This window comes from Burkholderia sp. KL41 (genome assembly GCF_057005415.2).
Map to the genome: position 1 here is coordinate 1,599,921 of NZ_CM174446.1, position 25,425 is coordinate 1,625,345.

19 protein-coding genes are annotated in these 25,425 nt (G+C 69.2%); 14 read left to right on the forward strand and 5 right to left on the reverse strand.

Features of this window, described 5'->3' with window-relative positions:
• Positions 1 to 151 precede the first annotated feature (151 nt).
• Both PQB87_RS07525 and PQB87_RS07530 read left to right on the forward strand, forming a co-directional pair.
• On the forward strand, positions 152 to 361 hold the full coding sequence (locus PQB87_RS07525; RefSeq protein WP_011351716.1) for an ornithine acetyltransferase: 210 nt from the start codon (positions 152 to 154) through the stop codon (positions 359 to 361).
• A gap of 178 nt (positions 362 to 539) precedes the next feature.
• A complete protein-coding gene (locus PQB87_RS07530; RefSeq protein ID WP_060156198.1) occupies positions 540 to 1,094 on the forward strand; it encodes an RBBP9/YdeN family alpha/beta hydrolase in 555 nt (184 codons plus the stop codon).
• 96 nt (positions 1,095 to 1,190) lie between these two features.
• On the opposite strand, the gene PQB87_RS07535 is transcribed toward PQB87_RS07530, so the two are convergent.
• The gene (locus tag PQB87_RS07535) at positions 1,191 to 2,411 is read right to left on the reverse strand and encodes a CaiB/BaiF CoA transferase family protein (protein ID WP_048025927.1); all 1,221 of its coding nucleotides are present in this window, start codon (positions 2,409 to 2,411) and stop codon (positions 1,191 to 1,193) included.
• A 249-nt stretch (positions 2,412 to 2,660) separates the two neighbouring features.
• On the opposite strand from PQB87_RS07535, the gene alaS reads away from it, so the two are divergent.
• Positions 2,661 to 5,285 carry an alanine--tRNA ligase gene (gene alaS / locus PQB87_RS07540; protein WP_174414402.1) on the forward strand — a complete coding sequence of 875 codons (2,625 nt, stop codon included), beginning with the start codon at positions 2,661 to 2,663 and terminating at the stop codon, positions 5,283 to 5,285.
• A gap of 233 nt (positions 5,286 to 5,518) precedes the next feature.
• Here the strand turns inward: alaS and PQB87_RS07545 are convergent, their stop codons facing one another.
• Entirely contained in the window at positions 5,519 to 6,442 is a 924-nt protein-coding gene (locus tag PQB87_RS07545; protein WP_126360935.1) for a LysR family transcriptional regulator, read from the reverse strand.
• Positions 6,443 to 6,570: 128 nt separating this feature from the next.
• Here PQB87_RS07545 and PQB87_RS07550 point away from each other — a divergent pair, with 128 nt between their 5' ends.
• The 11 genes from PQB87_RS07550 to PQB87_RS07600 all read left to right on the forward strand — a co-directional run bounded on the left by PQB87_RS07550 (position 6,571) and on the right by PQB87_RS07600 (position 22,953).
• On the forward strand, positions 6,571 to 7,812 hold the full coding sequence (locus PQB87_RS07550; protein WP_153488166.1) for a YbfB/YjiJ family MFS transporter: 1,242 nt from the start codon (positions 6,571 to 6,573) through the stop codon (positions 7,810 to 7,812).
• Positions 7,813 to 8,339: 527 nt separating this feature from the next.
• Positions 8,340 to 9,896, forward strand: coding sequence for a ShlB/FhaC/HecB family hemolysin secretion/activation protein (locus tag PQB87_RS07555; RefSeq protein WP_407646392.1), 1,557 nt, complete (start codon positions 8,340 to 8,342; stop codon positions 9,894 to 9,896).
• A gap of 62 nt (positions 9,897 to 9,958) precedes the next feature.
• Entirely contained in the window at positions 9,959 to 13,186 is a 3,228-nt protein-coding gene (locus PQB87_RS07560) for a two-partner secretion domain-containing protein (RefSeq protein WP_489242775.1), read from the forward strand.
• A 422-nt stretch (positions 13,187 to 13,608) separates the two neighbouring features.
• Positions 13,609 to 16,989: a two-partner secretion domain-containing protein gene (locus PQB87_RS07565; protein WP_489242776.1), complete on the forward strand. Its 3,381-nt coding sequence runs from the start codon at positions 13,609 to 13,611 to the stop codon at positions 16,987 to 16,989.
• Positions 16,990 to 17,321: 332 nt separating this feature from the next.
• Entirely contained in the window at positions 17,322 to 17,858 is a 537-nt protein-coding gene (locus PQB87_RS07570) for an NUDIX domain-containing protein (RefSeq protein WP_153488990.1), read from the forward strand.
• Between the two features lie 139 nt (positions 17,859 to 17,997).
• Positions 17,998 to 18,435, forward strand: coding sequence for an acyl-CoA thioesterase (locus PQB87_RS07575; protein ID WP_153488170.1), 438 nt, complete (start codon positions 17,998 to 18,000; stop codon positions 18,433 to 18,435).
• 9 nt (positions 18,436 to 18,444) lie between these two features.
• Positions 18,445 to 19,380 carry a branched-chain amino acid ABC transporter permease gene (locus PQB87_RS07580; protein WP_153488172.1) on the forward strand — a complete coding sequence of 312 codons (936 nt, stop codon included), beginning with the start codon at positions 18,445 to 18,447 and terminating at the stop codon, positions 19,378 to 19,380.
• Positions 19,373 to 20,593, forward strand: coding sequence for a branched-chain amino acid ABC transporter permease (locus tag PQB87_RS07585; protein ID WP_489242777.1), 1,221 nt, complete (start codon positions 19,373 to 19,375; stop codon positions 20,591 to 20,593). The genes PQB87_RS07580 and PQB87_RS07585 overlap by 8 nt, the downstream gene beginning before the upstream one ends.
• Positions 20,590 to 21,342 (forward strand): ABC transporter ATP-binding protein, encoded by a 753-nt coding sequence (locus tag PQB87_RS07590; protein WP_153488174.1) that lies wholly within the window; start codon positions 20,590 to 20,592, stop codon positions 21,340 to 21,342. The genes PQB87_RS07585 and PQB87_RS07590 overlap by 4 nt, the downstream gene beginning before the upstream one ends.
• A complete protein-coding gene (locus PQB87_RS07595; RefSeq protein WP_153488175.1) occupies positions 21,339 to 22,046 on the forward strand; it encodes an ABC transporter ATP-binding protein in 708 nt (235 codons plus the stop codon). The genes PQB87_RS07590 and PQB87_RS07595 overlap by 4 nt, the downstream gene beginning before the upstream one ends.
• 160 nt (positions 22,047 to 22,206) lie before the next feature.
• Positions 22,207 to 22,953, forward strand: coding sequence for an SDR family NAD(P)-dependent oxidoreductase (locus PQB87_RS07600; RefSeq protein ID WP_153488177.1), 747 nt, complete (start codon positions 22,207 to 22,209; stop codon positions 22,951 to 22,953).
• 70 nt (positions 22,954 to 23,023) lie between these two features.
• On the opposite strand, the gene PQB87_RS07605 is transcribed toward PQB87_RS07600, so the two are convergent.
• The 3 genes from PQB87_RS07605 to iolE form a co-directional block, all read right to left on the reverse strand.
• Positions 23,024 to 23,518, reverse strand: a complete 495-nt coding sequence (locus PQB87_RS07605; protein ID WP_153488178.1) for a heme-degrading domain-containing protein — start codon at positions 23,516 to 23,518, stop codon at positions 23,024 to 23,026.
• Between the two features lie 79 nt (positions 23,519 to 23,597).
• Positions 23,598 to 24,416, reverse strand: a complete 819-nt coding sequence (iolB, locus tag PQB87_RS07610; RefSeq protein WP_153488179.1) for a 5-deoxy-glucuronate isomerase — start codon at positions 24,414 to 24,416, stop codon at positions 23,598 to 23,600.
• 52 nt (positions 24,417 to 24,468) lie between these two features.
• The gene (gene iolE / locus PQB87_RS07615) at positions 24,469 to 25,398 is read right to left on the reverse strand and encodes a myo-inosose-2 dehydratase (RefSeq protein ID WP_153488181.1); all 930 of its coding nucleotides are present in this window, start codon (positions 25,396 to 25,398) and stop codon (positions 24,469 to 24,471) included.
• Positions 25,399 to 25,425: the final 27 nt, after the last annotated feature.

Below are 25,425 nucleotides of genomic sequence, written 5' to 3' on the forward strand. Positions count from 1 at the left end.
AGGCGCGGGTTTCGACGGATTATCTCGATATTGTGTCGGCTGTAACACGACGTAAATCGGATTGCCCGGGCCGTTTGGCGTTGCCTATGATGGCTTCACCGATTCAATGCCGCCGTTCGCACAACCGCGCGGCGAGAGGACACCAACAATCATGATGAAGAAGACCACGTTTATCGTTCGTACCGCCGTGATCGTCGCGGCCCTGTCGCAACTCGGCGCGTGCGCCATGACGCATACGCAGCGCAATGCCGGCATCGGCGCGGCCGCGGGCGGCGCGCTCGGCTACCTGGTGACGGGCGGCCCGCTCGGCACGGTCGCCGGCGCCGCGGCGGGCGGTATCGTCGGCGCGAACGTGCGCTGATCGATGACATGACGCGAGCCGCGTGCCACGCGGCTCGTCGTCCGGTCGCGACGCCGTCCCGCACGCGTCCCGGCCCCATGCACATCCTTCCGGTTTCAGACAGGCAGCATCAGGGAGGAACGGGTGTGCGACACTGCGTCGACGCCACATAACGATTTCACCCGTCGACGCACCTTCCATGAGCTCATTCCCCGTTCTCGTCCTGCCGGGTTACGCCAATTCGGGCCCGCTTCACTGGCAGAGCCGCTGGGAGCGTGCCGATGCACGTTTCTCGCGCGTCGCGATGCCCGACTGGGACCGTGCGTTCCGCAACGGCTGGTGTCTCGCGCTCGATCGCGCGGTCGAAGCCGCGCGCGGGCCGGTGCTGATCGCCGGCCACAGTCTCGGCACGCTCACCACCGCGTGGTGGGCGACCCGCTATGCGCGCCCGGCCGCGCTCGCGAAGGTGCGCGGCGCGCTGCTCGTCGCGCTGCCCGACCCGGGCGGCCCCGCGTTTCCGGCCGATGCGCACGGCTTCGGGCCCGTGCCGCTCGAACGGCTGCCGTTTCCGACCTGCGTCGTCGCCAGCAGCGACGATCCGTACGGCTCGCCCGCGTTCGCGCGCAGTTGCGCGAACGCATGGGGCAGCGCATTCCACGATATCGGCCCGCGTGGCCACATCAATGCGGACAGCGGGCTCGGCGACTGGCCCGAGGCGCGCGGCTGGCTCGACGCGCTTGCCCGCCGCGGCTGACGGCGCGCGGCGGGGCGGCTGCGGCAACTGCGGCAGCCGCCTGCCCGCCGGCACCGGCGCCGGGCGCCGTGCTCGGGCCACCTCTCAGATCGCCTCTCAGATCGCCTGTTTCGCGCGCAGCCGGGCGATCTTCGCGTCGTCGTAGCCGAGCATGTCGCGCAGCACGTCGTCGGTCTGCGCGCCGAGCAGCGGCGGGGCGGTACGCGCGTCAGGCGGCGTCACGCTCATCCGGATCGGGTTGCGCACGAGCTTCGCGTTCGCGCCGCTCGGGTGCGGCAGCGACACCTGCATCCCGCGCGCGACGACCTGCTCGTTGTCGAACACCTCGTCGAGATCGTTGATCGGCCCGCACGGCACGCCGGCCGCTTCGAGCACGTCGATCCAGTCGGCCTTGCCGCGTGCCTTCACCATTTCCGCGAGGATCGGCACCAGCGTGTCGCGGTGACGCACGCGCGACGGATTCGTCGCGAAACGCTCGTCGTCGGCCAGCTCGGGCCGGCCGCCCGCCTCGACGAACTTGCGGAACTGTCCGTCGTTGCCGACCGCGACGATGATCCACCCGTCGCTCGTCTGGAACGTCTGGTACGGCACGATGTTCGGATGCGCGTTGCCCCAGCGCACCGGCGGCTTGCCGCTCGCGAGGAAGTTGGTGTTCATGTTCGCGAGCAGCGCGACCTGCACGTCGAGCAGCGCCATGTCGATGTACTGGCCTTCGCCCGTCCGGTCGCGGTGGGTGAGGGCGGCGAGCACCGCGATCGTCGAGTAGAGGCCGGTCGCGAGGTCGGCGATCGCGACGCCGGCCTTCTGCGGGCCGCCGCCCGGCTCGCCGTCGCGTTCGCCGGTGATGCTCATGAAGCCGCCGATCCCCTGGACGATGAAGTCGTAGCCGGCACGGTGCGCGTACGGGCCCGTCTGGCCGAAGCCGGTGACCGAGCAGTAGACGAGGTCGGGCTTCACCGCGCGCAGCGATTCGTAATCGAGCCCGTATTTCTTCAACTGGCCGACCTTGTAGTTCTCGAGCACGACGTCGCTTTGCGCGGCGAGTTCGCGCACGATCTGCTGGCCCTCGGGCGTGGCGATGTCGACCGTCACCGAGCGCTTGTTGCGGTTCGCCGCCAGGTAGTACGCGGCCTCGGCGGTATCCGCGCCGTCCGCGTCCTTCAGGTACGGCGGCCCCCAGTGGCGCGTGTCGTCGCCGGCGCCCGGGCGCTCGACCTTGATCACGTCCGCGCCGAAATCGGCAAGCGTCTGCGCGCACCACGGGCCCGCGAGCACGCGGGTGAGGTCCAGCACGCGGATATGGCTCAGGGCACCCATCGTCGAATCGTCTCCTTTCATGGCTGGCCTTGGCGGGCAAGGCGAATTGGCATGCCGAGCATCTTAAGGCGAATCGGCCATCCGGGTGGCCCAGCCGGGCCGTCCGGATGGCCGAGCCGCTTTGCCGGCGCTTTGCCCGGAAGCCGGCCCCGATCCCGTATAATCGATCGTTTCCGAATCCATGCCGCCGCGCGCCGCCCAAGGGCGCCGGCGTTTGAAGCCGTCTTTGCCAGACTGTCCCCGCACGCCATGAAAGCTGCCGAAATCCGCGAGAAATTTCTCAAATTCTTCGAATCGAAGGGCCACACGATCGTCCGCTCGTCGAGCCTCGTGCCCGGTAACGACCCCACGCTGATGTTCACGAACTCGGGCATGGTCCAGTTCAAGGACGTGTTCCTCGGCACGGACCCGCGTCCGTACTCGCGCGCCACGACGGCGCAGCGCAGCGTGCGCGCGGGCGGCAAGCACAACGACCTCGAGAACGTCGGCTACACGGCGCGCCACCACACGTTCTTCGAGATGCTCGGCAACTTCTCGTTCGGCGACTACTTCAAGCACGACGCGATCAAGTTCGCGTGGGAACTGCTGACCACGGTCTACCAGCTGCCGAAGGACAAGCTGTGGGTCACCGTGTACCAGGAAGACGACGAAGCCTACGACATCTGGGCGAAGGAAGTCGGCGTGCCGACCGAGCGCATCATCCGCATCGGCGACAACAAGGGCGCGCGCTACGCGTCGGACAATTTCTGGACGATGGGCGACACCGGCCCGTGCGGCCCGTGTACCGAAATCTTCTACGACCACGGCCCGGACGTGTGGGGTGGCCCGCCGGGGTCGCCTGAAGAAGACGGCGACCGCTACATCGAGATCTGGAACCTCGTGTTCATGCAGTTCAACCGCGACGCGCAGGGCAACATGACGCGCCTGCCGAAGCAGTCGGTCGACACCGGCATGGGCCTCGAGCGCCTCGCCGCGGTGCTGCAGCACGTGCACAGCAACTACGAGATCGACCTGTTCCAGAACCTGATCAAGGCCGCCGCGCGCGTGACCGAGATCAGCGACCTCACGAACAACTCGCTGAAGGTGATCGCCGATCACATCCGCGCGTGCTCGTTCCTGATCGTCGACGGTGTGATCCCCGGCAACGAAGGCCGCGGCTACGTGCTGCGCCGCATCGTGCGCCGCGCGATCCGCCACGGCTACAAGCTCGGCCGCAAGGGCGCGTTTTTCCACAAGCTGGTGGCCGACCTCGTCGCCGAGATGGGCGTTGCCTATCCGGAGCTGAAGGAAGCCGAGCAACGCGTGACCGACGTGCTGCGCCAGGAAGAGGAGCGCTTCTTCGAGACGATCGAGCACGGCATGTCGATCCTCGAAGCCGCGCTGGCCGACGTCGAGGCGAAGGGCGGCAAGGTGCTCGACGGCGAGCTCGCGTTCAAGCTGCACGACACCTACGGCTTCCCGCTCGACCTCACGGCCGACGTGTGCCGCGAGCGCGGGATGACGGTCGACGAGCCGGCATTCGACGACGCGATGGCGCGCCAGCGCGAGCAGGCGCGCGCGGCCGGCAAGTTCAAGGCCACGCAGGGCCTCGAATACACGGGCGCGAAGACCACGTTCCACGGTTACGAGGAAATCGCGTTCGACGACGCGAAGGTCGTCGCGCTGTACGTCGACGGTTCGTCGGTCAACGAAGTGAAGACCGGCCAGGACGCGGTCGTCGTGCTCGACCACACGCCGTTCTATGCGGAATCGGGCGGCCAGGTCGGCGACCAGGGCGTGCTCGCGAACGCCGCGACGCGCTTCGCGGTGGCCGATACGCTGAAGGTGCAGGCCGACGTGATCGGCCACCACGGCACGCTGGAACAAGGCACGCTGAAGGTCGGCGACGTGCTGCGCGCGGAGATCGACGCGCACCGCCGTGCGCGCACGCAGCGCAACCACTCGGCCACCCACCTGATGCACAAGGCGCTGCGCGAAGTGCTCGGCGCGCACGTGCAGCAGAAGGGGTCGCTGGTCGACGCGGAAAAGACCCGTTTCGACTTCGCGCACAACGCGCCGATGACCGACGACGAAATCCGTCGCGTCGAGCAGATCGTCAACAACGAAATCCTGGCCAACGCGCCGGGCATCGTGCGCGTGATGCCGTACGACGAAGCGGTGAAGGGCGGCGCGATGGCGCTGTTCGGCGAGAAGTACGGCGATGAAGTGCGCGTGCTCGACCTCGGCTTCTCGCGCGAACTGTGCGGCGGCACGCACGTGAGCCGCAGCGGCGACATCGGCTTCTTCAAGATCGTCGTCGAAGGCGGCGTCGCGGCCGGCATCCGCCGCGTCGAGGCGATCACCGGCGACAACGCGCTGCGCTACGTGCAGGAACTCGACGCGCGTGTGAACGAAGCGGCAGCGGCGCTGAAGGCGCAGCCGTCGGAACTCACGCAGCGTATCGCGCAGGTGCAGGACCAGGTGAAGTCGCTCGAGAAGGAACTGGGCGCGCTGAAGTCGAAGCTCGCATCGAGCCAGGGCGACGAACTCGCGCAGCAGGCCGTCGAGATCGGCGGCGTGTATGTGCTGGCGGCGACGCTCGACGGTGCGGACGCGAAGACGCTGCGCGAAACGGTCGACAAGCTGAAGGACAAGCTGAAGAACGCGGCGATCGTGCTGGCGGCCGTCGAAGGCGGCAAGGTCAGCCTGATCGCGGGCGTCACGCCGGATGCGAGCAAGAAGGTCAAGGCCGGCGAGCTCGTGAACTTCGTCGCGCAGCAGGTCGGCGGCAAGGGCGGCGGCCGTCCGGACATGGCGCAGGCGGGCGGCACCGAGCCGGCGAACCTGCCGGGCGCGCTGGCAGGCGTGAAGGGCTGGGTCGAAGAGCGTCTTTGATCGGGCCTGGCCGGCGCGGCGCCCGCCAGGGCGGCGCACCGGCCGGCACCGCGCGGTTCTTTCGACGGAATCGCATGAAACGACCCGATCGGCATGGATGCCGGTCGGGTCGTTTTGCGTTTACGCGCGGTGCGAGGGGGCGATCCGCCGCCATGCGTGACGCACGAACGGTTGCCCGGCACGCAAGCGGATGGTGCGCGAGTTCGCCGTCGCGCGTTCGTTGGCGGATCGCTTCAGGCCGGTTGCGCCACGCGCGGTTTCCGCGGTTTCTGTACTGCGTCCGGCTGCCGCCCGGCCTCCCCAAGCGCGTCGCGCAGCGCGGCGAGCGCCGCCGACGCATAACCTTGCCGCCACGCCAACAGCGTATCGATTCCTTCGAATTCCGGAATCGCATGCGCGGTGATGTGGTCGGTTTCCGGCTGCAAGTCGAGCACCGAGCGCGGCGCGACCGCGATGCCCGCGCCGGCCGCGACGCACGCGACGATCGCGTGATACGAGCCGAGTTCGAGCACGCGCGCCGGCTTCATCCCGTGCGCCGCATACCACTGCTCGACGTACTTCCGATACGTGCAGCCGCGCTCGAACGCGATCAGCGTCGGCAGGATCACGTCGCGCGGCGTGCGCACCGGCGGATGGCCGCGCGGCGTGAGCAACACGAGATCCTCGCGGAAGACCGGCACCGTCTCGAACGTGTCGGGCAGCGTGTCCGGCGCCGGCGGGCGCGCGAACAGCGCGGCGTCGATCTCGAAGTCGCGCACCTTGCCGATCAGCCAGCCCGTCGTGCCCGTCACGAGCTCGAGCGACACGTCGGGCCACGCATGGTGATAGCGGGCGAGCACGGTCGGCAGCCGGCTCGCGGCCGTGCTTTCCATCGTGCCGAGCCGCAGCCGCCCGCGCGGCGTGTCCTCGCGCACCGCGTCGCGCGCTTCGTCGGCGAGCGCGAGCAGGCGCTCCGCGTACGGCAGCAGCGTGTGCCCGGCCGGCGTCAGCACGAGCCGGCGGCCGTCGCGCACGAACAGTGCCGCACCGAGTTCTTCCTCGAGCTGCTTGATGCGCGTCGTGACGTTCGACTGCACGCGATTGAGCTTGGCCGCTGCGCGTGTCACCCCGTTCTCGCGCACGACCGCCCGGAAAATTGCCAGCGCCGCCAGATCCATGATTCTCTCCAAGGGATGACTGGATTCTCAATTATTCATTTTTCGAGAATGGTTGGTCAAGCTACGATGACGCCATCCCGATCCTCGTCTCGGCCGGCGCATCGCATGCGGCGGCCCGTGCTGCCGCCATGTCCCGTTTCGATGCACCGCCCGCCGCCCACGCACTTTCGTCAGACGAAGCCGACCGCCGCGCCCGTGCGGCCGCGCTGGCCTGCATGATCGGGCTGGCCGTCGCGCTCGGCGTCGGCCGCTTCGCGTTCACGCCGCTGCTGCCGCTGATGCTCGCAGACGGCTCGATCGGCCTGAAGGCCGGCAGTTGGCTTGCCTCGGCGAATTACGCGGGCTACTTCGTCGGCGCGGTCAGTTGCGCGGCGCTGCGCGTCGCGCCCGCGCGGATGGTCCGCTTCGGGCTCGCGGCCACCGTGCTGCTCACGGCCGCGATGGGGGCCGGCCATCTGCTGCCGCTGTGGCTTGCGGTGCGCTTCGTTGCGGGCGTCGTCAGCGCGTGGACGTTCGTGTTCGTGTCGCAATGGGGGTTGCGCCGGCTCTCGGAACTGCACGCGCCGGAGTGGAGCGGGGTGATCTACGCGGGGCCGGGCGCAGGCATCGTGCTGACGGGGCTGATCGGCAGCGCGCTGGCCGGTCATCGCGCGGCGCTCGGCTGGCTGGGCTTCGCGGCACTGTCGGCCGTGCTGTCGGTCGCGATCTGGCGCACGTTCGCCGTGACGCCTGCGGCGGGCCAGTTGCCGCTCGCCGCCGTGCCGCACGCAGCGGCCGTTGCCGCGCCGGACACCGCCCGCCGCCATCGCGCGGATGCCGCGTGGCTCGTCGTGCTGTACGGGATGCCGGGCTTCGGCTACATCATCACGGCGACGTTCCTGCCGGTGATCGCGCGCACGGCGCTGCCGGCCGGCTCGCCGTGGCCCGACCTGTTCTGGCCGATGTTCGGTGCGGCGCTGATCGTCGGCGCGCTCGCCGCCGCGCGGCTGCCCGCGCACTGGGACAACCGGTTGCTGCTCGCGCTCGGCTGCGCGACGCAGGCACTCGGCATCGCGGCCGGTATCGTCTGGCCCAGCGCGGCGGGTTTTTCGCTCGGCTGCGTGCTGCTCGGCTTGCCGTTCACCGCGATCACGCTGTTCGCGATGCGCGAGGCGCGCCGCCTGCATGGCGAACGTGCGGCGGGGCTGATGGGCTATGCGACCGCTTCGTACGGCGTCGGGCAGATCGCGGGGCCGCTCGTGGCGGCGCCGCTGGTCGCGCGATACGGATCGTTCACGCCCGCGCTGTGGGTGGCGGCCGCGACGCTGCTGGCAGGGGCGGCGGGGTTCGTGGCGATCGCGGTGGTCGCCGTCGCGCATCGGCGCGCGTGAAACCGACGGTCGACGCCGTCGGGCCGCGTGCCGCATCGAAGGGCGGTGCGTAACCGGCTTTCGCCGCAAACGCGCGAGCCGTCTACGGATGATGTCGATTCGAACAGGACAAATGAATAGGATTGCTATTGTTCTTCGGCACGGCTTAGTACGCGACCGTATTTGAACGAGAGCTGCCGCGTAAATTTCGTACCTGATCTACATACATCCGGAATGTCTGTCTGTAGCATCCGCCGAATAAATTGATCGCCGGAGCGTGTCCGGTGATTCGACTTCGGATGCAGTGGCGTATGTGGGCAGATCACGTTCAAACAACAATCGTCGTCCGTTACCGTGACGACATCGGCGGTTTCCTCGTCGCCGATTCTCGCGCGGCCGGCTCACGGGCCGCGACCGTCGAAGCCGCCGGCGTTCGACGCGCAGCCAGGGGGCACGGCCTTGCGCTGTGCCTGTCGCTGTTGTGGGGCGCGGGCGCCGCGAGTCTGCCCGGGCAGGCTCACGCACAGGTGCCGAACGCCGGCACGACGATGCGCGACGTCGAAACGTCGCGGCCGGCCCTGCCGCAGGAAGCCGCACCCGATCTCGAGATCGTCCCGTCCGAAAGCGCCGCGCAGCCGCCACCGGAAGCCGGGCCGCGCATCGTCGTGCGCGCGTTCGAGGTCGGCGGCAACACCGTATTCGACAGCGCAACGCTGCAGGCGCTCGTCGCCGGGCTCGCCGGCGACACGCTCGGGTTCGCCGACCTGCAGCGCGCGGCCGAGCGGATCACCGCCTACTATCGTGAGCGCGGCTACGTGCTTGCGCGCGCCTATTTGCCGAAGCAGGACATCGAAGACGGTGTCGTGCGCATCGAAGTCGCCGAAGGGCGCTATGGCAAGATCGAGATCCAGAACCATTCCCGCGTAGTCGACGCCGTACTGCGGCAGCCGCTTTCCGCATTGCATTCGGGCGATGTCGTGCGCGGCTCCAGTCTCGAGCGCAGCCTGCTGCTGCTCGACGATCTGGCGGGCGTCGGCGCGCGCGGCACGCTGCGCCCCGGCGACGCGCCCGGCACCACCGATCTCGTCGTCGATGCCGATCGCGGGCCGCTCGCGTCCGGGTCGCTCGAATTCGACAACTTCGGCGTGGTATCGACGGGGCGCTACCGCGTCGGCGGCAGCGTCGACGTCAATGCGCCGTTGCGGCTTGGCGATCGGCTGAGCCTGCGCGGGCTCGTCAGCGATGAACGGCAACGCTATTACCGCGCCGCGTATCAGGTGCCGGTCGGGCCGGCGTCCACGCGGGTCGGCGTCGCGTATTCGTCGCTGCATTACCGGGTCGCAGGGAGTTTTTCCGATCTCGAGATGAGCGGGCGCGCCAGCGTGCAGACCGCTTATGTCGCACAGCCGCTCGTGCGTGCGCGTGATCTCAACCTCACCGCGCAGGTGCAATACGAAAACAAGAACCTGCACGACGAATACGGCGCGTTCGAGCTCCGCAATGACAAGAACGTCGGCCTGTGGACCTTCGGGCTCAGCGGCAACAGCCAGGACGGCTGGCTGGGCGGCGGCCGCAACGGCTTCTCGGTGATGTTCGGCGTGGGAAGGTTGCGCAGCAGCGACGTGTTCGCGGCGAACGAACTGACGAAGGCGATCGGTAGCTTCACGAAGCTGAACCTGAACGTGCAGCGGATTCAGGCCTTGGGCGGCCGGTTCCAGGTGTATGCGCAAATCGGCGCGCAGCTCGCGTCGCGCAATCTCGATGCGTCCGAGAAATTCAGCCTGGGCGGCCCTTATGGCGTGCGCGCGTATGCGCTGGGCGAAGGCAGCGGCGATCAGGGCTGGCAGGCCAGCGCCGAACTGCGTTATCTCGTCGCGCCTGGATGGCAGGTCAGCACGTTCGTCGACGCGGGCCGCGTACAGATCAACCGGCATCCGTGGAAGCGCGAACGGAATACGCAGCACATGCAGGCGGCGGGTGTCGGCGCGAGCTGGTATGGCGCGAAGCGGCAAGTCACGCTGACGGCCGCATTGCCGCTCGGCCGGGGAGGCGATTCGCCGACCCGTTCGCCGAGCGTATGGGTTCAGGCCGCCCAGTATTTCTGAGCGTGCGTGATCGGGTGCTCGTTTCCCGCGAGCGTTCAAGAATCAAATAAAGAGGATTCCAAATGAATAAGGCCTATTCACTGGTATGGAACGAAGCGCAGGGCGGCTGGTGCGCGGTGAGCGAAACCGCGCGCCGTCGAGGCAAGGCGGGCGGCAAGCGCCTGCTGGCAGCGGGGGTGTCGTTGCTGGGTCTGGCGGCGTCGGGTGCGTATGCGCTGCCGACGGGCGGTGCGGTGGCGTCGGGGCAAGCCGACATTGCTACGTCGGCGGACGGCAAGTCGATGTCGATCAACCAGCACACGGACAAGCTGATCACGAACTGGCAGGACTTCAGCGTGGGCGGCGGCGAGCGCGTGTCGTTCCATCAACTGACGCAGCAGTCGATCGCGCTGAACCGCGTGATCGGGACGAACGGCAGCCAGATCCACGGCCGGATCGACGCGAACGGCAAGGTGTTCGTGGTGAACCCGAACGGCGTGGTGTTCGGCGCGGGCGCACAGGTGAACGTGGGCGGTCTGGTGGCGTCGACGAAGGACGTGTCGGACAAGGATTTCCTCGCAGGCAACTACCGGTTCGCGGGCGCATCGGGCCAGTCGGTGGAGAACGCGGGGACGATCACGGCGGCCGAAGGCGGTAGCGTGGCGCTGCTGGGCGCACGGGTGTCGAACACGGGGGTGATCCGTGCGCAAGCGGGCCGCGTGGCGCTGGGCGCGGGTGATGCGTTCACCGTGAACTTCGACGGCAACGGCCTGCTGAACCTGCAGGTGGAAGGCGGTGCGATGGACGCGCAGGCGCACAACGGCGGTCTGCTGAAGACGGACGGCGGCGAGGTGCTGATGACGGCGCGTGCGGCGAATGGCCTGCTCAACGCGGTGGTGAACAACAGCGGGACGATCGAGGCGCAGGGGGTAAGCACGCGCGACGGGAAGATCACGCTGGATGGCGGCTTGGTGAAGGTCGCCGGCAAGCTGCATGCAGCAGGCGGCGAAGTGACGACGCGTGGCGAACAGGTTCGCGTGTCGAGCGACGCGCAGGTCGATACGCGTAGCGCGTCGGGTCGCACGGGCACGTGGGCGATCGAGTCGGCGAACGCGAACGTCGATGGCGCGGACGCTGCGATCGGCGCGGCAACGCTGTCGCGCACGCTGGGCACGACGAACGTCGCGCTGACGAACACATCGGGCGACCTGACGGTGGACGGCGCGGTGAACTGGACGAGCGATCACGCGCTGACGCTGACGTCGAAACAAGGTGACGTCGCGCTGAAGCAGGCGCTGAAGGCGAGCGGCGCGAAGGCGGGCGTGGCGGCGAACGCGGCAGGCGAAATCCGCGTGAACGACAAACTGGCACTGACAGGCGAGCAGGCACGACTGGCACTGAACTCGACGAAGGGCCAGCGGTTCACGCAGGACAACGCATCGGTGACGCTGTCTGGCCGCAACGCGTCGTTCTCGTCGAACGGCGAAGCGTATCAGGTGATCCACGACGTCGCGAGTCTGCGCAACGTGGACCGCAACCTGAAGGGCCGCTACGTGCTCGGCAACGCGATCGACGGCAAGGGCGCGGCGTTCCAGAGCATCGGTCCGGGCGAGTCGTTCGACGGCGTATTCGACGGCCTTGGCAACTCGGTTTCGCGACTGTATGTCACCGGGATGACCCCGTCCATCGGTCTGTTCGCCGAGAACCGCGGACGCATCGCCAATCTCGCGCTTGATTCGTTTGCCGTGAGCGGCGCGTCGAACGCCCGCGATTCGATGGTCGGCAGCCTGGCCGGCTACAACCGCGGGACGATCTCGAACGTTCGCGCGACGGGGATGAGCGTCTCGTCCTCGTCCGCCGACCGCGGCCAGCACGATGTCGGGGGGCTCGTCGGCGTGAACGATGGCGGCGTCATCGACGGCGCGCGCTTCCAGGGGCGCATCACCGGCTACAGCAGGGCAACGTCGGTGGGCGGGATAACCGGCCAGAACGTCTCCGGTGCGCGGATCGCGAACAGTCGCGTCGACGCAGAGATCGCGAGCAAGGGGTCGTCGTCGGTCGGCATGTACCTGGTGGGTGGCCTCGTCGGCATGAACTGGCACTCGACCGTAACGGATTCGTCGAGCAGCGGGAAGCTGTCGGTGGGCGACAACACGTTCGCGGGCGGCCTGGCCGGCTTCACGGCCGGCAGCGCGATCGATCGCTCGAATTCGTCGATGGCCGTGTCGGCCGGCAAAGAGGGCTATATCGGCGGCGCGGTCGGCTGGAACGTCAGTGCGGCGTTGTCGAACGTGTCGGCGAGCGGCAGCGTCAGCGCAACGTCCGGGGCGATGGTCGGCGGTCTGGTCGGCAACAACGGCGGCACCATCCGCGATGCATCGGCGAGCGGCAGCGCCAGTGCAGCGTCCGGAGCAAAGGTCGGCGGTCTGGTCGGCAACAACGACGGCGCCATTCGCGATGCATCGGCGAGCGGCAACGTCTTCGCGAAGGCCGGCAGCACCATCGGCGGGTTCGTCGGCAGCAACGACGGCGGCGAGATCAGCAGGTCGCATGCGTTCGGCAACGTGAACGGAAGCGGTGCGGCGTCGGTTGGCGGCTTCGCGGGCGAGAACGTTGGCGGCGTCCTCGCCGACGTATCGGCGAAGGGGCGTGTGACCGATGCTGCGAACGGCGTCGTCGGCGGCCTGGTCGGCAAGAACGCCGGTGCGATTCGCGACGGTGTGGCGGAAGGCAACGTGAGCGCGGGCAACGACAGCTTCGTCGGCGGGCTCGTGGCCATCAACGACGGGAAGATCGAGGGCTCGCGGTCGAGCGGGGCGGTGCGCGGCGGGCTGGAGAACCGGATCGGCGGGCTCGTCGGCGAAAACCACGGCACGATTGCATCGTCGAGCTCGACGTCGAACGTTTCCGCAGAGCGCGACAGCTACGTGGGCGGAGTGGTCGGCTACAACAAGGGCCGGGACGCCGTCGTGAGCGGCTCGAAGGCGTTCGGCAACGTGGGGGCTGTCGGCGCGCGCTTCATCGGCGGGTTTGCCGGGTGGAACGAGGCGTTGATCACCGATTCGCAATCGTCGGGCACGGTGTCGAGCAAGGCTTCGCTGGGCGGCGGTTTCGTGGGCGGTAACGGCGGCACGATTCGTTCGTCGTGGACGAGTTCGAAGGTCGAATACGCGGCGCAGGCGCGGCCGGTGTTTCTCGGCGGTTTCGCTGCGGTCAACGCCGGAACCATCGAATCGAGCCATACGATGGGCGCGGCTTCGGCTGAACCGTTCACCGGTTTCAATATCGGCATGATCGACGGCAAGCGGTAATCCGCATCAACGCGGGGTATGGCGTTGCGCACGGCGCCGGGCGGCAATCGAGAGGCCCGGCTCCGCCGCCCGCCCATCCCGCTTTCCGAGGGCGGCAATCCAGCCGCGGCGGCCCGTTCGCGACGGGCCGGCTTTCCCGTGTCGAACGAAGCGATGCCGGCGGGTCGGGCACATGAGGTGTCGACATCCGCGACGCAGGCCGCGAATCGTTTCTTGCCGCCCTCCATTTTTAAATTCATTCAGGTATGCAAATCGACTGACTATGCCGGATCGATCCCTGCGCGTATCCGTTCGGCGACGCTCAGGGCCGACAGGCTTGCCTGTCGGGCGTATGGGTTCAGGCTGCCCGGCGTTGCCGGGTGGCGTGATCGGAGGTCCGTCGAAGACGGGCCGGTTGAAACGTAAGTTAAAGAGGATTTCAAATGAATAAAGCCTATTCGCTGGTGTGGAACGAAGCGCAGGGCGGCTGGTGCGCGGTGAGCGAAACGGCGCGCCGTCGAGGCAAGGCGGGTGGCGGCAAGCGCCTGATGGCGGCGGGGGTGTCGCTGCTGGGTCTGGCGGCAACGAGCGCATACGCGTTGCCGACGGGCGGCGCGGTAGCGTCGGGGCAAGCGGACATTGCGACGTCGGCGGACGGCAAGTCGATGTCGATCAACCAGCACACGGACAAGCTGATCACGAACTGGCAGGACTTCAGCGTGGGCGGCGGCGAGCGCGTGTCGTTCCAGCAGCCGACGCAGCAGTCGATCGCGCTGAACCGCGTGATCGGGGCGAACGGCAGCCAGATCCACGGTCAGATCGACGCGAACGGGAAGGTGTTCGTGGTGAACCCGAATGGCGTGGTGTTCGGCGCGGGTGCGCAGGTGAACGTGGGTGGTCTGGTGGCGTCGACGAAGGACGTGTCGGACAAGGATTTCCTCGCAGGCAACTACCGGTTCGCGGGTGCATCGGGCCAGTCGGTGGAAAACGCGGGGACGATCACGGCGGCCGAAGGCGGTAGCGTGGCGCTGCTGGGCGCGCGGGTGTCGAACACGGGCGTGATTCGTGCGCAGGCGGGGCGCGTGGCGCTGGGCGCGGGTGATGCGTTCACCGTGAACTTCGACGGCAACGGTCTGCTGAACCTGCAGGTGGAAGGCGGCGCGATGGACGCGCAGGCGCACAACGGCGGCTTGCTGAAGGCAGACGGCGGCGAGGTGCTGATGACGGCGCGTGCGGCGAATGGCCTGCTCAACGCGGTGGTGAACAACAGCGGGACGATCGAAGCGCAAGGGTTGAGCACGCGCGACGGGAAGATCACGCTGGATGGCGGCTTGGTGAAGGTCGCCGGCAAGCTGAATGCAGCAGGCGGCGAGGTGACGACGCGCGGCGAACAGGTTCGCGTGTCGAGCGACGCGCAGGTCGATACGCGTAGCGCGTCGGGTCGCACGGGCACGTGGACGATCGAATCGGCGAACGCGAACGTCGCTGAATCAGACGGTACGCTGAACGGACAGACGCTGTCGCGCACGCTGGGCACGACGAACGTCGCGCTGACGAACACGACGGGTGACCTGACGGTGGACGGCGCGGTGAACTGGACGAACGATCACGCGCTGACGCTGACGTCGAAACAAGGTGACGTCGCACTGAAGCAGGCGCTGACGGCGAGCGGCGCAAAAGCGAGCGTATCGGCGAACGCCGCAGGCGAGATCCGCGTGGACGACAAGCTTGCGCTGACGGGCGAGCAGGCACGACTCGCACTGAACTCGACGAAGGGCCACCGATTCACGCAGGACAACGCATCGGCGACGCTGTCGGGCCGCGATGCATCGTTCTCGTCGAACGGCGAAGCGTATCAAGTGATCCACGACGTGGCGGGCCTGCGCAACGTGGACCGCAACCTGAGGGGCCGCTACGTGCTCGGCAACGCGATCGACGGCAAGGGTGCGTCGTTCCGGAGCATCGGCGCGCATGGTTCGTTCGACGGCGTGTTCGACGGCCTCGGCAACACCATCGGCGATCTGTCGATTTCCAATCAGGGCGGCAACGCCGTCGGCCTGTTCGCGTTCAACGCGGGCCGCATCGCCAACCTCGGTCTCGACAAGGTAACGACGCGCGCGGTCGTGCCGTCCTACTGGTCGCCCGTCAGCGTCGGCACGCTGGCCGGCTACAACATGGGCACCATCTCGGACGTGAAGGCGACGAACGTCGCCGTGAGCGGCGACGGGCGCACGATCGTCGGCGGCCTCGTCGGCAGCAACTTCGGCGGCGCGATCGAGCGCGCATCCGTGGCGGGGCGCGTCGACGGCGGCAGGGATGCGCTGAACGTCGGCGGCCTGGCCGGTGAAAACATCGCGTTCATCTCGCTCGACGACGCGTCGATCCGCAACAGCCGTGCCGACGTCCAGGTCGTCAGTTCGTCGAGCGGCAGCGCAGGCGGGCTGGTCGGGGACAACCGCGGGATGGTCGATGCGTCGACGGTCACGGGCACCGTGACGGCGCTCGGCACCGGCGCCCGTGTCGGCGGCCTCGCCGGCGCCAACAACGGCGGTGCGATCAACGCATCGACGGCTGCCGCGGATGTGCGGGCCGCACGCAACGCATCGGTCGGCGGTCTGGTCGGCCACAACGCGGGCCGGGTGGACGCGTCCGGGTTCAAGGGCATCGTGGCGGCGAGCGACAGTGCTCGCGTGGGCGGGCTGGTCGGCGAAAACCGTGGCGTCGTCAATGCATCGACGGCCGCCGGCCGGGTGATGGCCGGTGCGTCGAACGTCGGCGGCCTCGTGGGCGCCAACTTCGCGAGCGTTCGCGAATCGACGTCCAGCGTCGGCGTGGAAGCCGGCACTGCCGGCGTGGCCGGCGGGCTGGTCGGCCATAACGCCGGCAAGATCGATGCGTCGAGCGCGACCGGTTACGTCGCGACGGGCGCGAAGGGTATCGCGGGCGTGCTTGCCGGCCGCAATGCGGCGACCGGCGAAGTGCTCGCGTCGTCCGCGAGCGGCAACGTCCTCGCACCCGACTACGCAACGGCGGGCGGCGTCGTCGGCGTGAACGACGGCACGATCCGCGCGTCGTCGTCGAGCGGCACCGTGGTGGCAGGCATGTCCGGGCAAGCCGGCGGGCTGGTCGGCGTCAATGCGGGCACCGTGCAGGCATCCGACGCGACGGGTTCGGTGGCGGGCGACATCTCGAGCGTCGTCGGCGGCCTCGTGGCGACCAACAGCGGCGTCGTCGACGGATCGTCGGCATCGGGCGAGGTCTGGACCGCATTCGACAGCATCGCAGGCGGGCTCGTCGGCCGCAACACGGGTTCGGTGCGCAAGTCCGACGCGAAGGGTGCGGTCAGGGTGGTAGGCGCGGGCAAGGCGGGCGGCCTGATCGGCTTCAACGCCGGCCGCGTGTCCGCGTCGAGTGCGTCCGGCGACGTCGCTGCCGGCTCGTCCGGCTATGTCGGCGGCCTGATCGGCGAGAACTACATGGGTGCGTCGGTCGAGGCGTCCAGCGCGACCGGTTCGGCAACCGGCGGCCACTACAGCTCGGTCGGCGGCCTGGTCGGTTTCAACAGCGGGGCGATCGCATCGTCGTCGTCGGCCGGCACGGTTTCCGGCGGCTACTACGCGCGGCTCGGCGGCCTGGCGGGCGGGAACTTCGGCTGGATCGACAGCTCGACGACGAAAACCCGCGTCGCGCTGACGCCGGGGTACGCGCAGCAGTCCGGCGCGCTCGTGGGCCTGAACTTCGGCAACGTGACCGGCAGCAGCACGACCGGCAACAACGCCGGAATGCCGCTCGCCGGCATCAACTACGGCAGCATCCGCGACTGACCGGCGCAGTCCGCGCCGGCTACGGTCTGACCGACCGGCCGGCGATCCGGATGCCGGCCACCCGGACGCCGGCGGCGGCCTGAGCGGGACGGCAGGCCGCCGCATGCCGGCGGGACGCGGCGCGCCGGGCGCGTGCACCTGCGTGCGCACCGGCGCGTCACCCGGCCGGGGCGAACGCGGGCGAATCGCATCGCCCGCGCCGTTCCGGCCGGCTCATCCTGATGTCGCTGAAAGCCTCGCCGCGGCGCAAACTCGCTAGAATCGAGACTTTCCCGCGCCGAGCGCGAACGGGGCCGCCGATGCAGGCGGCCCCGTTCGCCATGTCTCCACCGATGACCACCGCCGATTACCGCTTTTGCCCGCGCTGCGCGAGCCCGCTGACCGAGCGCGCCGATTCCGAACACGAAGGCGGCCGCGTCCGCCAGGCGTGCCCCGACGACACCTGCGGCTATGTGCACTGGAACAACCCGCTGCCCGTCGTCGCCGCGATCGTCGAGCTCGACGGCAAGATCCTGCTCGCACGCAACGCGGCCTGGCCCGAAGGGATGTTCGCGCTGATCACCGGCTTCCTCGAAAACGGCGAGACGCCCGAGGACGGCATCGCGCGCGAGGTGTTCGAGGAAACGGCGCTGAAGGCCGAGCACGTGTCGCTCGTCGGCGTCTACGAATTCATCCGCAAGAACGAACTGATCATCGCGTATCACGTGCGCGCGTCGGGCACGGTCGCGCTGTCGCCGGAACTGCTCGAATACAGGCTCGTCGATCCGCCGCTGCTGCGCCCGTGGCGCGCCGGCACGGGCATCGCGCTCGCCGACTGGATGCGCGCGCGCGGCCTCGATTTCGAATTCGTCGATCGGCCGGGGCAGTGACGGGCCGGCCCGTTCGCAGCGTTTCATCCGCCGTGCCGCACGCGATCGCGACGCGGCGCCTCGCTTCTTGCCGGCGCGCCGTGCCGCATGGCCGCCGCGCTTCGTGCTCATCGCTCCCATCGTCCTGACCGCCATCGCCATGTCCGACAAGCCGCAGCCGCGTCCGCGCGACGCCTACCGCCACTTCCTGCCGATCACGACCCGCTGGATGGACAACGACGTCTACGGGCACGTGAACAACGTCGTCTACTACAGCTACTTCGACACCGTCGTGAACGCGTACCTGATCCGCGCGGACGTGCTCGACGTCGAGCACGGGCAGACGATCGGGCTGGTCGTCGAGACGCAGTGCAACTATTTCGCGCCGCTCGTGTTTCCGCAGTCGGTCGACGCGGGGCTGCGCGTCGTCAAGCTCGGCACGTCCAGCGTGCGCTACGAGGTCGGGCTGTTCGCGCAAGGCGACGCATCGCCCGCCGCGCAGGGGCATTTCGTGCACGTGTACGTCGATCGCGGCACGCGCCGCCCGGTGCCGCTGCCAGACGCGCTGCGCGCCGCGCTCGACCCGCTTGCGGCCTGACGGTTCGCGGTGCACGCATTCGCGCTCCAGGCCTTCAACGGCCTCAGCTACGGTTTGCTGCTGTTCATGCTGTCGGCGGGCCTCACGTTGATCTTCAGCGTGCAGGGCGTGCTCAACTTCGCGCATGCGAGCTTCTACATGCTCGGCGCGTATGTCGGCTACAGCATCGCGGCCCGCGCGGGTTTCTGGCCTGCGCTCGTGCTTGCGCCGCTCGCGGTCGGGCTGCTCGGCGCCAGCTGCGAACGCGCGCTGCTGCGCCGCGTGCAGGCACGCGGGCATACGAGCGAGCTGCTGCTGACCTTCGGCCTTGCCTACCTGATCGGCGAGGGCGCGAAACTGCTGTGGGGCCTCGCGCCGCTGCCGGCGCCCGTGCCGCCGCTGTTCGACGGCGCGCCTGTGACCGTGTTCGGCCTCGCGTTGCCGCGTTACCGGCTGTTCATGATGGGCATGTCCACGGCGATGCTGGTCGCGCTCGGCGCGCTGCTGCGCGTGTCGCGCATCGGGCTCGTCGTGCGTGCGGCGCTGACGCATCGCGCGGCCGTCGAGGCGCTTGGCTACGACGTGCCGCGCGTGATGACGGCGCTGTTCGGCGCTGGCACCGCGCTCGCGGCGCTGGCCGGCGTGATCGGCGCGCCGCTCGCGGTGATCGAACCCGCGCTGGCCGAGACCGTCGGATCGGTCGTGTTCGCGGTCGTCGTGATCGGCGGACTCGGCTCGCTCGGCGGCGCGTTCGCCGCGTCGCTCGCGGTCGGTTTTGCACAGACCTTCGCGGCCGCGAGCGACACGTCGTTGCGCGACCTCGCGTTATGGGCCGGCGTCGCGCTGCCCGACAGCGTGGCCGCGGTGTCGATCGCGCAACTGGCGCCGCTGGTGCCGTACCTGCTGCTCGTCGCGGTGCTGGTCGCGCGGCCGCGCGGGCTGTTCGGCGAGCGTGCCGATGCGTAGCCGCGCGCTCGCCGGCCTCGCGCGCTGGACGCTGTTCGCCGCGTGCGTCGCGCTGCCCGCGTGGCTGTGGCCGCACGGCGCGGTGCTCGGTTATCTCGCGCAGACGGCCGCGCTCGTCGTGCTCGCGCTGTCGTACAACCTGCAGCTCGGCACGACCGGGCTGCTGTCGTTCGGGCATGCGGCGTTCGCGGGCCTCGGCGCATTCGCGGCCGCGCACTGGTTCAACCGCTTCGGCGGGCCGCTGCCGCTGCTGCCGCTCGTCGGCGGCATGGCCGGCGCGGGCTTCGGTTTGGTCGCCGGGCTGCTCGCGACGCGCCGTTCAGGCACCGCATTCGCGATGATCACGCTCGGGCTCGGCGAATGCGTCGCGGCCGCCGCGTGGAGCGTGCCCGCGTGGTTCGGCGGCATCGGCGGCGTGCCGATCGACCGCGCGAGCGGCACGCCGTGGGGCGGCTGGCAGTTCGGCGCGCCGGCGCACGCGTATGCGGTGATTGCCGTGTGGTGCGTCGTGTCGGCGTTCGCGATGCATGCGCTGACGCGCACGCCGCTCGCGCGGCTCGCGAACGCGGTGCGCGACAACCCGGAACGCGTCGCCGCGCTCGGCACCGATCCGCGTCGCGTGCGCCTCGCGATGGTCACCTGCGCGTCGTTCTTCGCGGGCGTCGCCGGCACGCTGACGCTGATCGACGTCGAGATAGCGACGCCCGACAGCGTGTCGATGGCGCGCTCGGCGACCGTGCTGATCGCCGCGGTGATCGGCGGCACCGGCGCGTTCTTCGGGCCGGCGGCGGGCGCGGCCGTGCTGACCATGCTGAGCATCGTCGTCGCGGGCGTGTCGCGCGCGTGGGCGCTGTATCTGGGCGTGCTGTTCGTCGTGATCGTCGTGGCCGCGCCGCGCGGGATCGCGGGCATCGCGCAAGCGTTCGCGCAGGCGTTGCGCCGCGGCGCGCCGGCGGCCGAGCGGTGGCGCCTGTTGTGCGGCGTCGGCGCGTGCGTGTTCTGGGGCGTCGCGATCGTCTGCGCCGCCGAACTCGGTTATGCGTGGCGCTTCGCGCAGGACGACGGCACGGGCCTCGCGTTCGGCGCCTGGGGCATCGACGCCGATACGCCGGCCGGCTGGGCCGTCGCGTGCTCGGCGGCCGGCATCGGCACGCTGCTGTGGGGCTGGCGCGCGCGGTTCGCGCAGTCCGGCAAGCGGGAGGACGGGCGATGAACGGCAATGCGATCGCGCTCCACGGTATCACGCAGCGTTTTGGTGCGCAGACTGTGCTCGACGGCATCGAGCTGAGCATCACGGCCGGCGAGCGCCATGCGCTGATCGGGCCGAACGGCGCGGGCAAATCGACGTTGTTCGGCGTGATCGCGGGCGCGACGCGGCCGACCCGCGGGCGCGTCGTGCTGCACGGCGTCGAGCTGCGCGGGCGCGGGCCGGTCGTCGCGAGCCGCCTCGGCGTCGGCCGCAGTTTCCAGCAGACGAGCGCGTTCGCGCGGCTGACCGTATTCGACAACCTGCGCTGCGCGGCGCTGCATGCGCCGGCCGAGCGGAGGCGCTGGTGGAACCGGCTGCGCGAATCGGCGTCGGTCGATCTCGCGGCCGCGCGCGTGCTGCACGACATCGGCCTCGACGCGCGGCGCGACGCGCCGGCCGCCGAACTGAGCTATGCGGAGCAGCGCGCGCTCGATCTCGGGATCGCGCTCGCGAGCGGCGCGCGCACGCTGCTGCTCGACGAGCCGACGGCCGGCATGAGCCGCGCGCAGGCGGCGCGGATGATCGCGCTGATCCGCGCGACGACGCAGGGCCGCACGGTATTGATGATCGAGCACGACATGGATGCGGTGTTCGGCTTCGCCGAACGCATCACGGTGCTCGTGCGCGGCTCGGTGGTGGCGACCGGCGAGCCCGATGCGATCCGCGCCGATCCGGCCGTGCGCGCCGCGTATCTCGGGGAGGGCAGCGTATGACGAACGCACTTCTCGACATCCGCGACCTGCGCGCGTGGTACGGGATGCAGCCGGTGCTCGACGGCGTCGATCTCGCGCTTGCGCCGGGCGAGACGCTCGCGCTGCTCGGCCGCAACGGCTCGGGGCGCTCGACACTCGCGAAGGCCGTAATGGGGCTCGTGCGCACGGCCGGCTCGGTGCGCATCGCCGGCGCCGAATGCGCGGGCGCACGCACGTTCGAGATCGCACGGCGCGGCGTCGCTTACGTTGCCGAAAGCCGCGACGTGTTTCCGCTGCTGACCGTGCGCGACAACCTGAAGCTCGGGCTGCGCGGCACGCGTGGCGCGGCCGAACGCGCGGCGCTCGAACGCCTGTTCGACCGCTTTCCGCTGCTGGCCGCGCGCGCGGACGTGAAGGCCGGGCGGCTGTCGGGCGGCGAGCAGCAGGTGCTCGCGCTGGTCCGTGCGCTCGCCGGCAGCCCGCGCGTGCTGATCGTCGACGAACCGGCCGAAGGGCTCGCGCCGCTCGCGGTCGACGAAGTCGGTGCCTGCCTCGCCGCGCTGCAGGCCGACGGCGTCGCGATCGTGCTCATCGAGCAGCGGCTGCAGTTCGCGCCGCGGCTCGCGCGGCGCGTCGCGGTAATGGGGCGCGGACGGATCGTCTACGACGGCGCGCTCGACGGCCTGGGCGGCGATGTCGCCAACGCGTGGCTGAGCGCCGGCTGACGGCGCCGACCCGATTGTTCGGCTGGCCCCGCCAGACAATTCGCGTCAAGCCGCTTTATCGCCGCCGCGCGGCAGCTTAAATTGCCCCTCATGCCGGGCCGCCGCATCGATGCGGCAACCGGTGCCATCCATCGAGAGTCTTGGACTGAGGAATGAAATCATGAGCAAGCTGACAGGCAAGGTAGCGATCGTCACGGGCGGATCGAAGGGCATCGGTGCCGCGATCGCGCGGGCGCTGGCCGCGGAAGGTGCGTCGGTCGTCGTCAACTATGCGAGCAGCAAGGCGGGCGCCGATGCGGTGGTGAGCGCGATCGTCGAAGCCGGCGGCCGCGCGGTCGCGGTCGGTGGCGACGTGTCGAAGGCAGCCGACGCGCAGCGTATCGTCGATACGGCGGTCGATACGTACGGCCGTCTCGACGTGCTCGTCAACAATTCCGGCGTGTACGAATTCTCGCCGATCGAAGCGATCACCGAAGAACACTACCGGCGGCAGTTCGACACGAACGTGTTCGGCGTGCTGCTCGTGACGCAGGCGGCCGTCAAGCATCTCGGCGAAGGCGCGAGCATCATCAACATCAGCTCGGTGGTGACCAGCATCACGCCGCCCGCCAGCGCGGTGTACAGCGGCACCAAGGGCGCGGTCGACGCGATCACCGGCGTGCTCGCGCTCGAACTCGGCCCGCGCAAGATCCGCGTGAACGCGATCAACCCGGGCATGATCGTGACCGAAGGCACGCACAGCGCGGGCATCATCGGTTCCGATCTCGACAAGCAGGTGCGCAGCGAAACGCCGCTCGGCCGCCTCGGCGAGCCGGACGACATCGCGTCGGTCGCCGTGTTCCTCGCATCGGACGACGCACGGTGGATGACCGGCGAACACCTCGTCGTGAGCGGCGGGTTGAACTGATCCTGCGAGTCGGCGCATCGGCACGAGCGGCGCGTGCGCGCCAATCGTGCCGCTCGCGCCGATCGTGCCGTTACGCGATCATCGCCAGCGCGTTCGCGCCGACGTGCCAGCGCAGGCTCTCGACGACGAGCGCGTGATTGCGTTCGGAGTCGAGCCCCGCGATCGTCATCGCACCGACGAGGCCGGCACCGGCGATTCGCAACGGCACGCCGCCGCCGTCGAGCGCATAGTCGTCGTCCGACAGGCCCTGCGACCGCAGCGACCAGCCGGCGCGGCGAAACTGCATGCCGACCTCGAGTGAACTCAGGCCGAAACGGAGCACCGTGTTCTGCCGGCGGCGGATCGCGTCGCTGTCTTCCGCGCGGCTGCCGTCGAGTGCGCAGTAGAACAGCGGCACCGCTTCGCCGACGATGCCGACCGCGATCGGCAGCCCGCGGCGCGATGCGATATTGACCGCGATTTCCCCGAGCCGGCGTGCGACGTCGGCATTGAAGCGCGGCAGCGTCGTGTCCGGCGCGTCGTCGTCGAAGGGCGCGTGATCGATGCGCAGGAAGGTCGTCACCATGGCGGCTCCGTATCGTCGCAAGTCGGGTTCGCGCGCCGGCGTCGCCTTGTCACGGGCCGCGCGCTTGCCCGTGATTCGTTCAGCGCTTCGGCGCCGCGTCGAGCATCCATTCGTGCGCGGGATCGTTCTTGAATGCCCACGCGCGGCTCGGCCCGGCCATCACGTTCAGGTAGTACAGGTTGTAGCCGTGCGGCGCGACCACCGGATGGTAGCCGCGCGGCACCATCACGACGTCGTGGTTCTCGACCGCGCACGCTTCGTCGAGGCTGCGGTCGTCCGTGTACACGCGCTGGAACGCGAAACCCTGCGGCGGATCGATCCGGTGGTAGTAGGTTTCCTCGAGCGAGGTTTCCTCGGGCGCCGCGTCGCGGTCGTGCTTGTGCGGCGGATAGCTGCTCGAATGGCTGGCCGGTGTCACGACTTCAACCACGAGCAGCCGGTCGGCCGCCGGGTTGTCGCCCATCAGGATGTCGCACACGTAGCGCGTGTTGGTGCCTTGCCCACGCACCGAGCGGCGCATCCGTTCGCCGTCGAGGCGCCGCACCGGCTTGTCGCTGCTCGCGTACGGCGCGGTGCACAGCGCGATTTCCGCGTCGCGCGTCGCGACCAGCGTGACGGTCTTGCCGCCCGGCACGTACAGCGCGTCCGGCGACACGTCTTCGAACACGCTGTCGCGCTTGCCGAGCGCATCGTAGGTTGCGCCGTCGACGTCCGCGCGCACCGTGCCGGTGAGCACGACGACGCACAGCTCGCGCGTGCCGGTGTCGAGCGTTTCGGTATCGCCGGCCGTCAGGCGCAGCGCGCGAAAACCGACGTGCTTCCAGCCGGCCGACTCGGGCGTGACGTTGCAGATTTCGCGGTCGGCAGATGCCTTGACCAGCAGGGGAGAAATCGTCATGGGGTGGGGCTCCGCAATAGGGTAGGGCTCAAGCATTCGAGCACTTGCGTGCTCACGCGCTCAACCGGTCGACGATCGCGCGCAGCGAGTCGTAGCCCTTTTTCGCATACACGTAGCTCGGCGCGACGGCCGGATCCTGCTCGGCCTCGACGACGAGCCAGCCTTCGTAGCCGGCGTCCTTCAGCGTGCGCAGCGTCGCGTCGTAATCGAGCGCGCCGTCGCCTGGCACTGTGAAGGTGCCGTTGATCACGCCGTTCAGGAAGCTCCAGCCGTCGTTGCGCGCCTGCGTGACGACCTGCGCCCGCACGTCCTTGCAATGCACGTGGACCACGCGCGATACGTGCTTCTTCAGCAGCGTCACCGGGTCGGCCGCGCCGCCGAAATACGCGTGGCCGGTGTCGAACAGCAGGAACACTTTCGACGGATCGGTCAACGCCATCAGCCGGTCGACGTCGTCGGGCGACTCGACGTACGCACCCATGTGGTGATGGTAGGCGAGCTTGATTCCGTACGTGTCGAGCAGGTGCGCGCCGAATGCGTCGAGGCGCGCCGCGTAGCGCTGCCAGGCCGCGTCGTCGACGAAGCGCGGCCGCTTCGCGACCGGCGTGTCGATGCTGCCCTGGATCGTGCCCGCGCATTCGCCATAGACGACGACCTTCACGTCGTTGTACTGCAGCTTCGTCAGGTGCGCGCGGCAGCGCTCGATTTCCGCGGCGACCGCATCGGCGTCGGTCATGCCCGGTTCGACTTCCGCGAGGAAGCCCGAATACCAGCCCGATACGCACACGAGCCCGAACTCGGCGAGCTTCGCCTTCAGCTCGGGGCCCGTCTTCGGAAACTTGTTGCCGAGCTCGAAGCCCGCGTAGCCGATTTCGGCGCCTTCCTTCAGCGCCGTTTCGAGCGGCGTCTCGCCGCCGAGCGACGGCAGGTCGTCGTTCATCCACGACAGGGGATTGATACCGATGCGGACGTTCCAGCTCATGACGTGCTTCCTTGGTTCGAATGTGTT

Excerpts from the sequence above, each read along its gene's own strand:
- PQB87_RS07525 (WP_011351716.1), top strand. The coding sequence starts at position 152 with ATGATGAAGAAGACCACGTTTATCGTTCGTACCGCCGTGATCGTCGCG.
- PQB87_RS07530 (WP_060156198.1), top strand. The coding sequence starts at position 540 with ATGAGCTCATTCCCCGTTCTCGTCCTGCCGGGTTACGCCAATTCGGGC.
- PQB87_RS07535 (WP_048025927.1), bottom strand. The coding sequence starts at position 2,411 with ATGGGTGCCCTGAGCCATATCCGCGTGCTGGACCTCACCCGCGTGCTC.
- alaS (WP_174414402.1), top strand. The coding sequence starts at position 2,661 with ATGAAAGCTGCCGAAATCCGCGAGAAATTTCTCAAATTCTTCGAATCG.
- PQB87_RS07545 (WP_126360935.1), bottom strand. The coding sequence starts at position 6,442 with ATGGATCTGGCGGCGCTGGCAATTTTCCGGGCGGTCGTGCGCGAGAAC.
- PQB87_RS07550 (WP_153488166.1), top strand. The coding sequence starts at position 6,571 with ATGTCCCGTTTCGATGCACCGCCCGCCGCCCACGCACTTTCGTCAGAC.
- PQB87_RS07555 (WP_407646392.1), top strand. The coding sequence starts at position 8,340 with ATGCGCGACGTCGAAACGTCGCGGCCGGCCCTGCCGCAGGAAGCCGCA.
- PQB87_RS07560 (WP_489242775.1), top strand. The coding sequence starts at position 9,959 with ATGAATAAGGCCTATTCACTGGTATGGAACGAAGCGCAGGGCGGCTGG.
- PQB87_RS07565 (WP_489242776.1), top strand. The coding sequence starts at position 13,609 with ATGAATAAAGCCTATTCGCTGGTGTGGAACGAAGCGCAGGGCGGCTGG.
- PQB87_RS07570 (WP_153488990.1), top strand. The coding sequence starts at position 17,322 with ATGACCACCGCCGATTACCGCTTTTGCCCGCGCTGCGCGAGCCCGCTG.
- PQB87_RS07575 (WP_153488170.1), top strand. The coding sequence starts at position 17,998 with ATGTCCGACAAGCCGCAGCCGCGTCCGCGCGACGCCTACCGCCACTTC.
- PQB87_RS07585 (WP_489242777.1), top strand. The coding sequence starts at position 19,373 with ATGCGTAGCCGCGCGCTCGCCGGCCTCGCGCGCTGGACGCTGTTCGCC.
- PQB87_RS07590 (WP_153488174.1), top strand. The coding sequence starts at position 20,590 with ATGAACGGCAATGCGATCGCGCTCCACGGTATCACGCAGCGTTTTGGT.
- PQB87_RS07595 (WP_153488175.1), top strand. The coding sequence starts at position 21,339 with ATGACGAACGCACTTCTCGACATCCGCGACCTGCGCGCGTGGTACGGG.
- PQB87_RS07600 (WP_153488177.1), top strand. The coding sequence starts at position 22,207 with ATGAGCAAGCTGACAGGCAAGGTAGCGATCGTCACGGGCGGATCGAAG.
- PQB87_RS07605 (WP_153488178.1), bottom strand. The coding sequence starts at position 23,518 with ATGGTGACGACCTTCCTGCGCATCGATCACGCGCCCTTCGACGACGAC.
- iolB (WP_153488179.1), bottom strand. The coding sequence starts at position 24,416 with ATGACGATTTCTCCCCTGCTGGTCAAGGCATCTGCCGACCGCGAAATC.
- iolE (WP_153488181.1), bottom strand. The coding sequence starts at position 25,398 with ATGAGCTGGAACGTCCGCATCGGTATCAATCCCCTGTCGTGGATGAAC.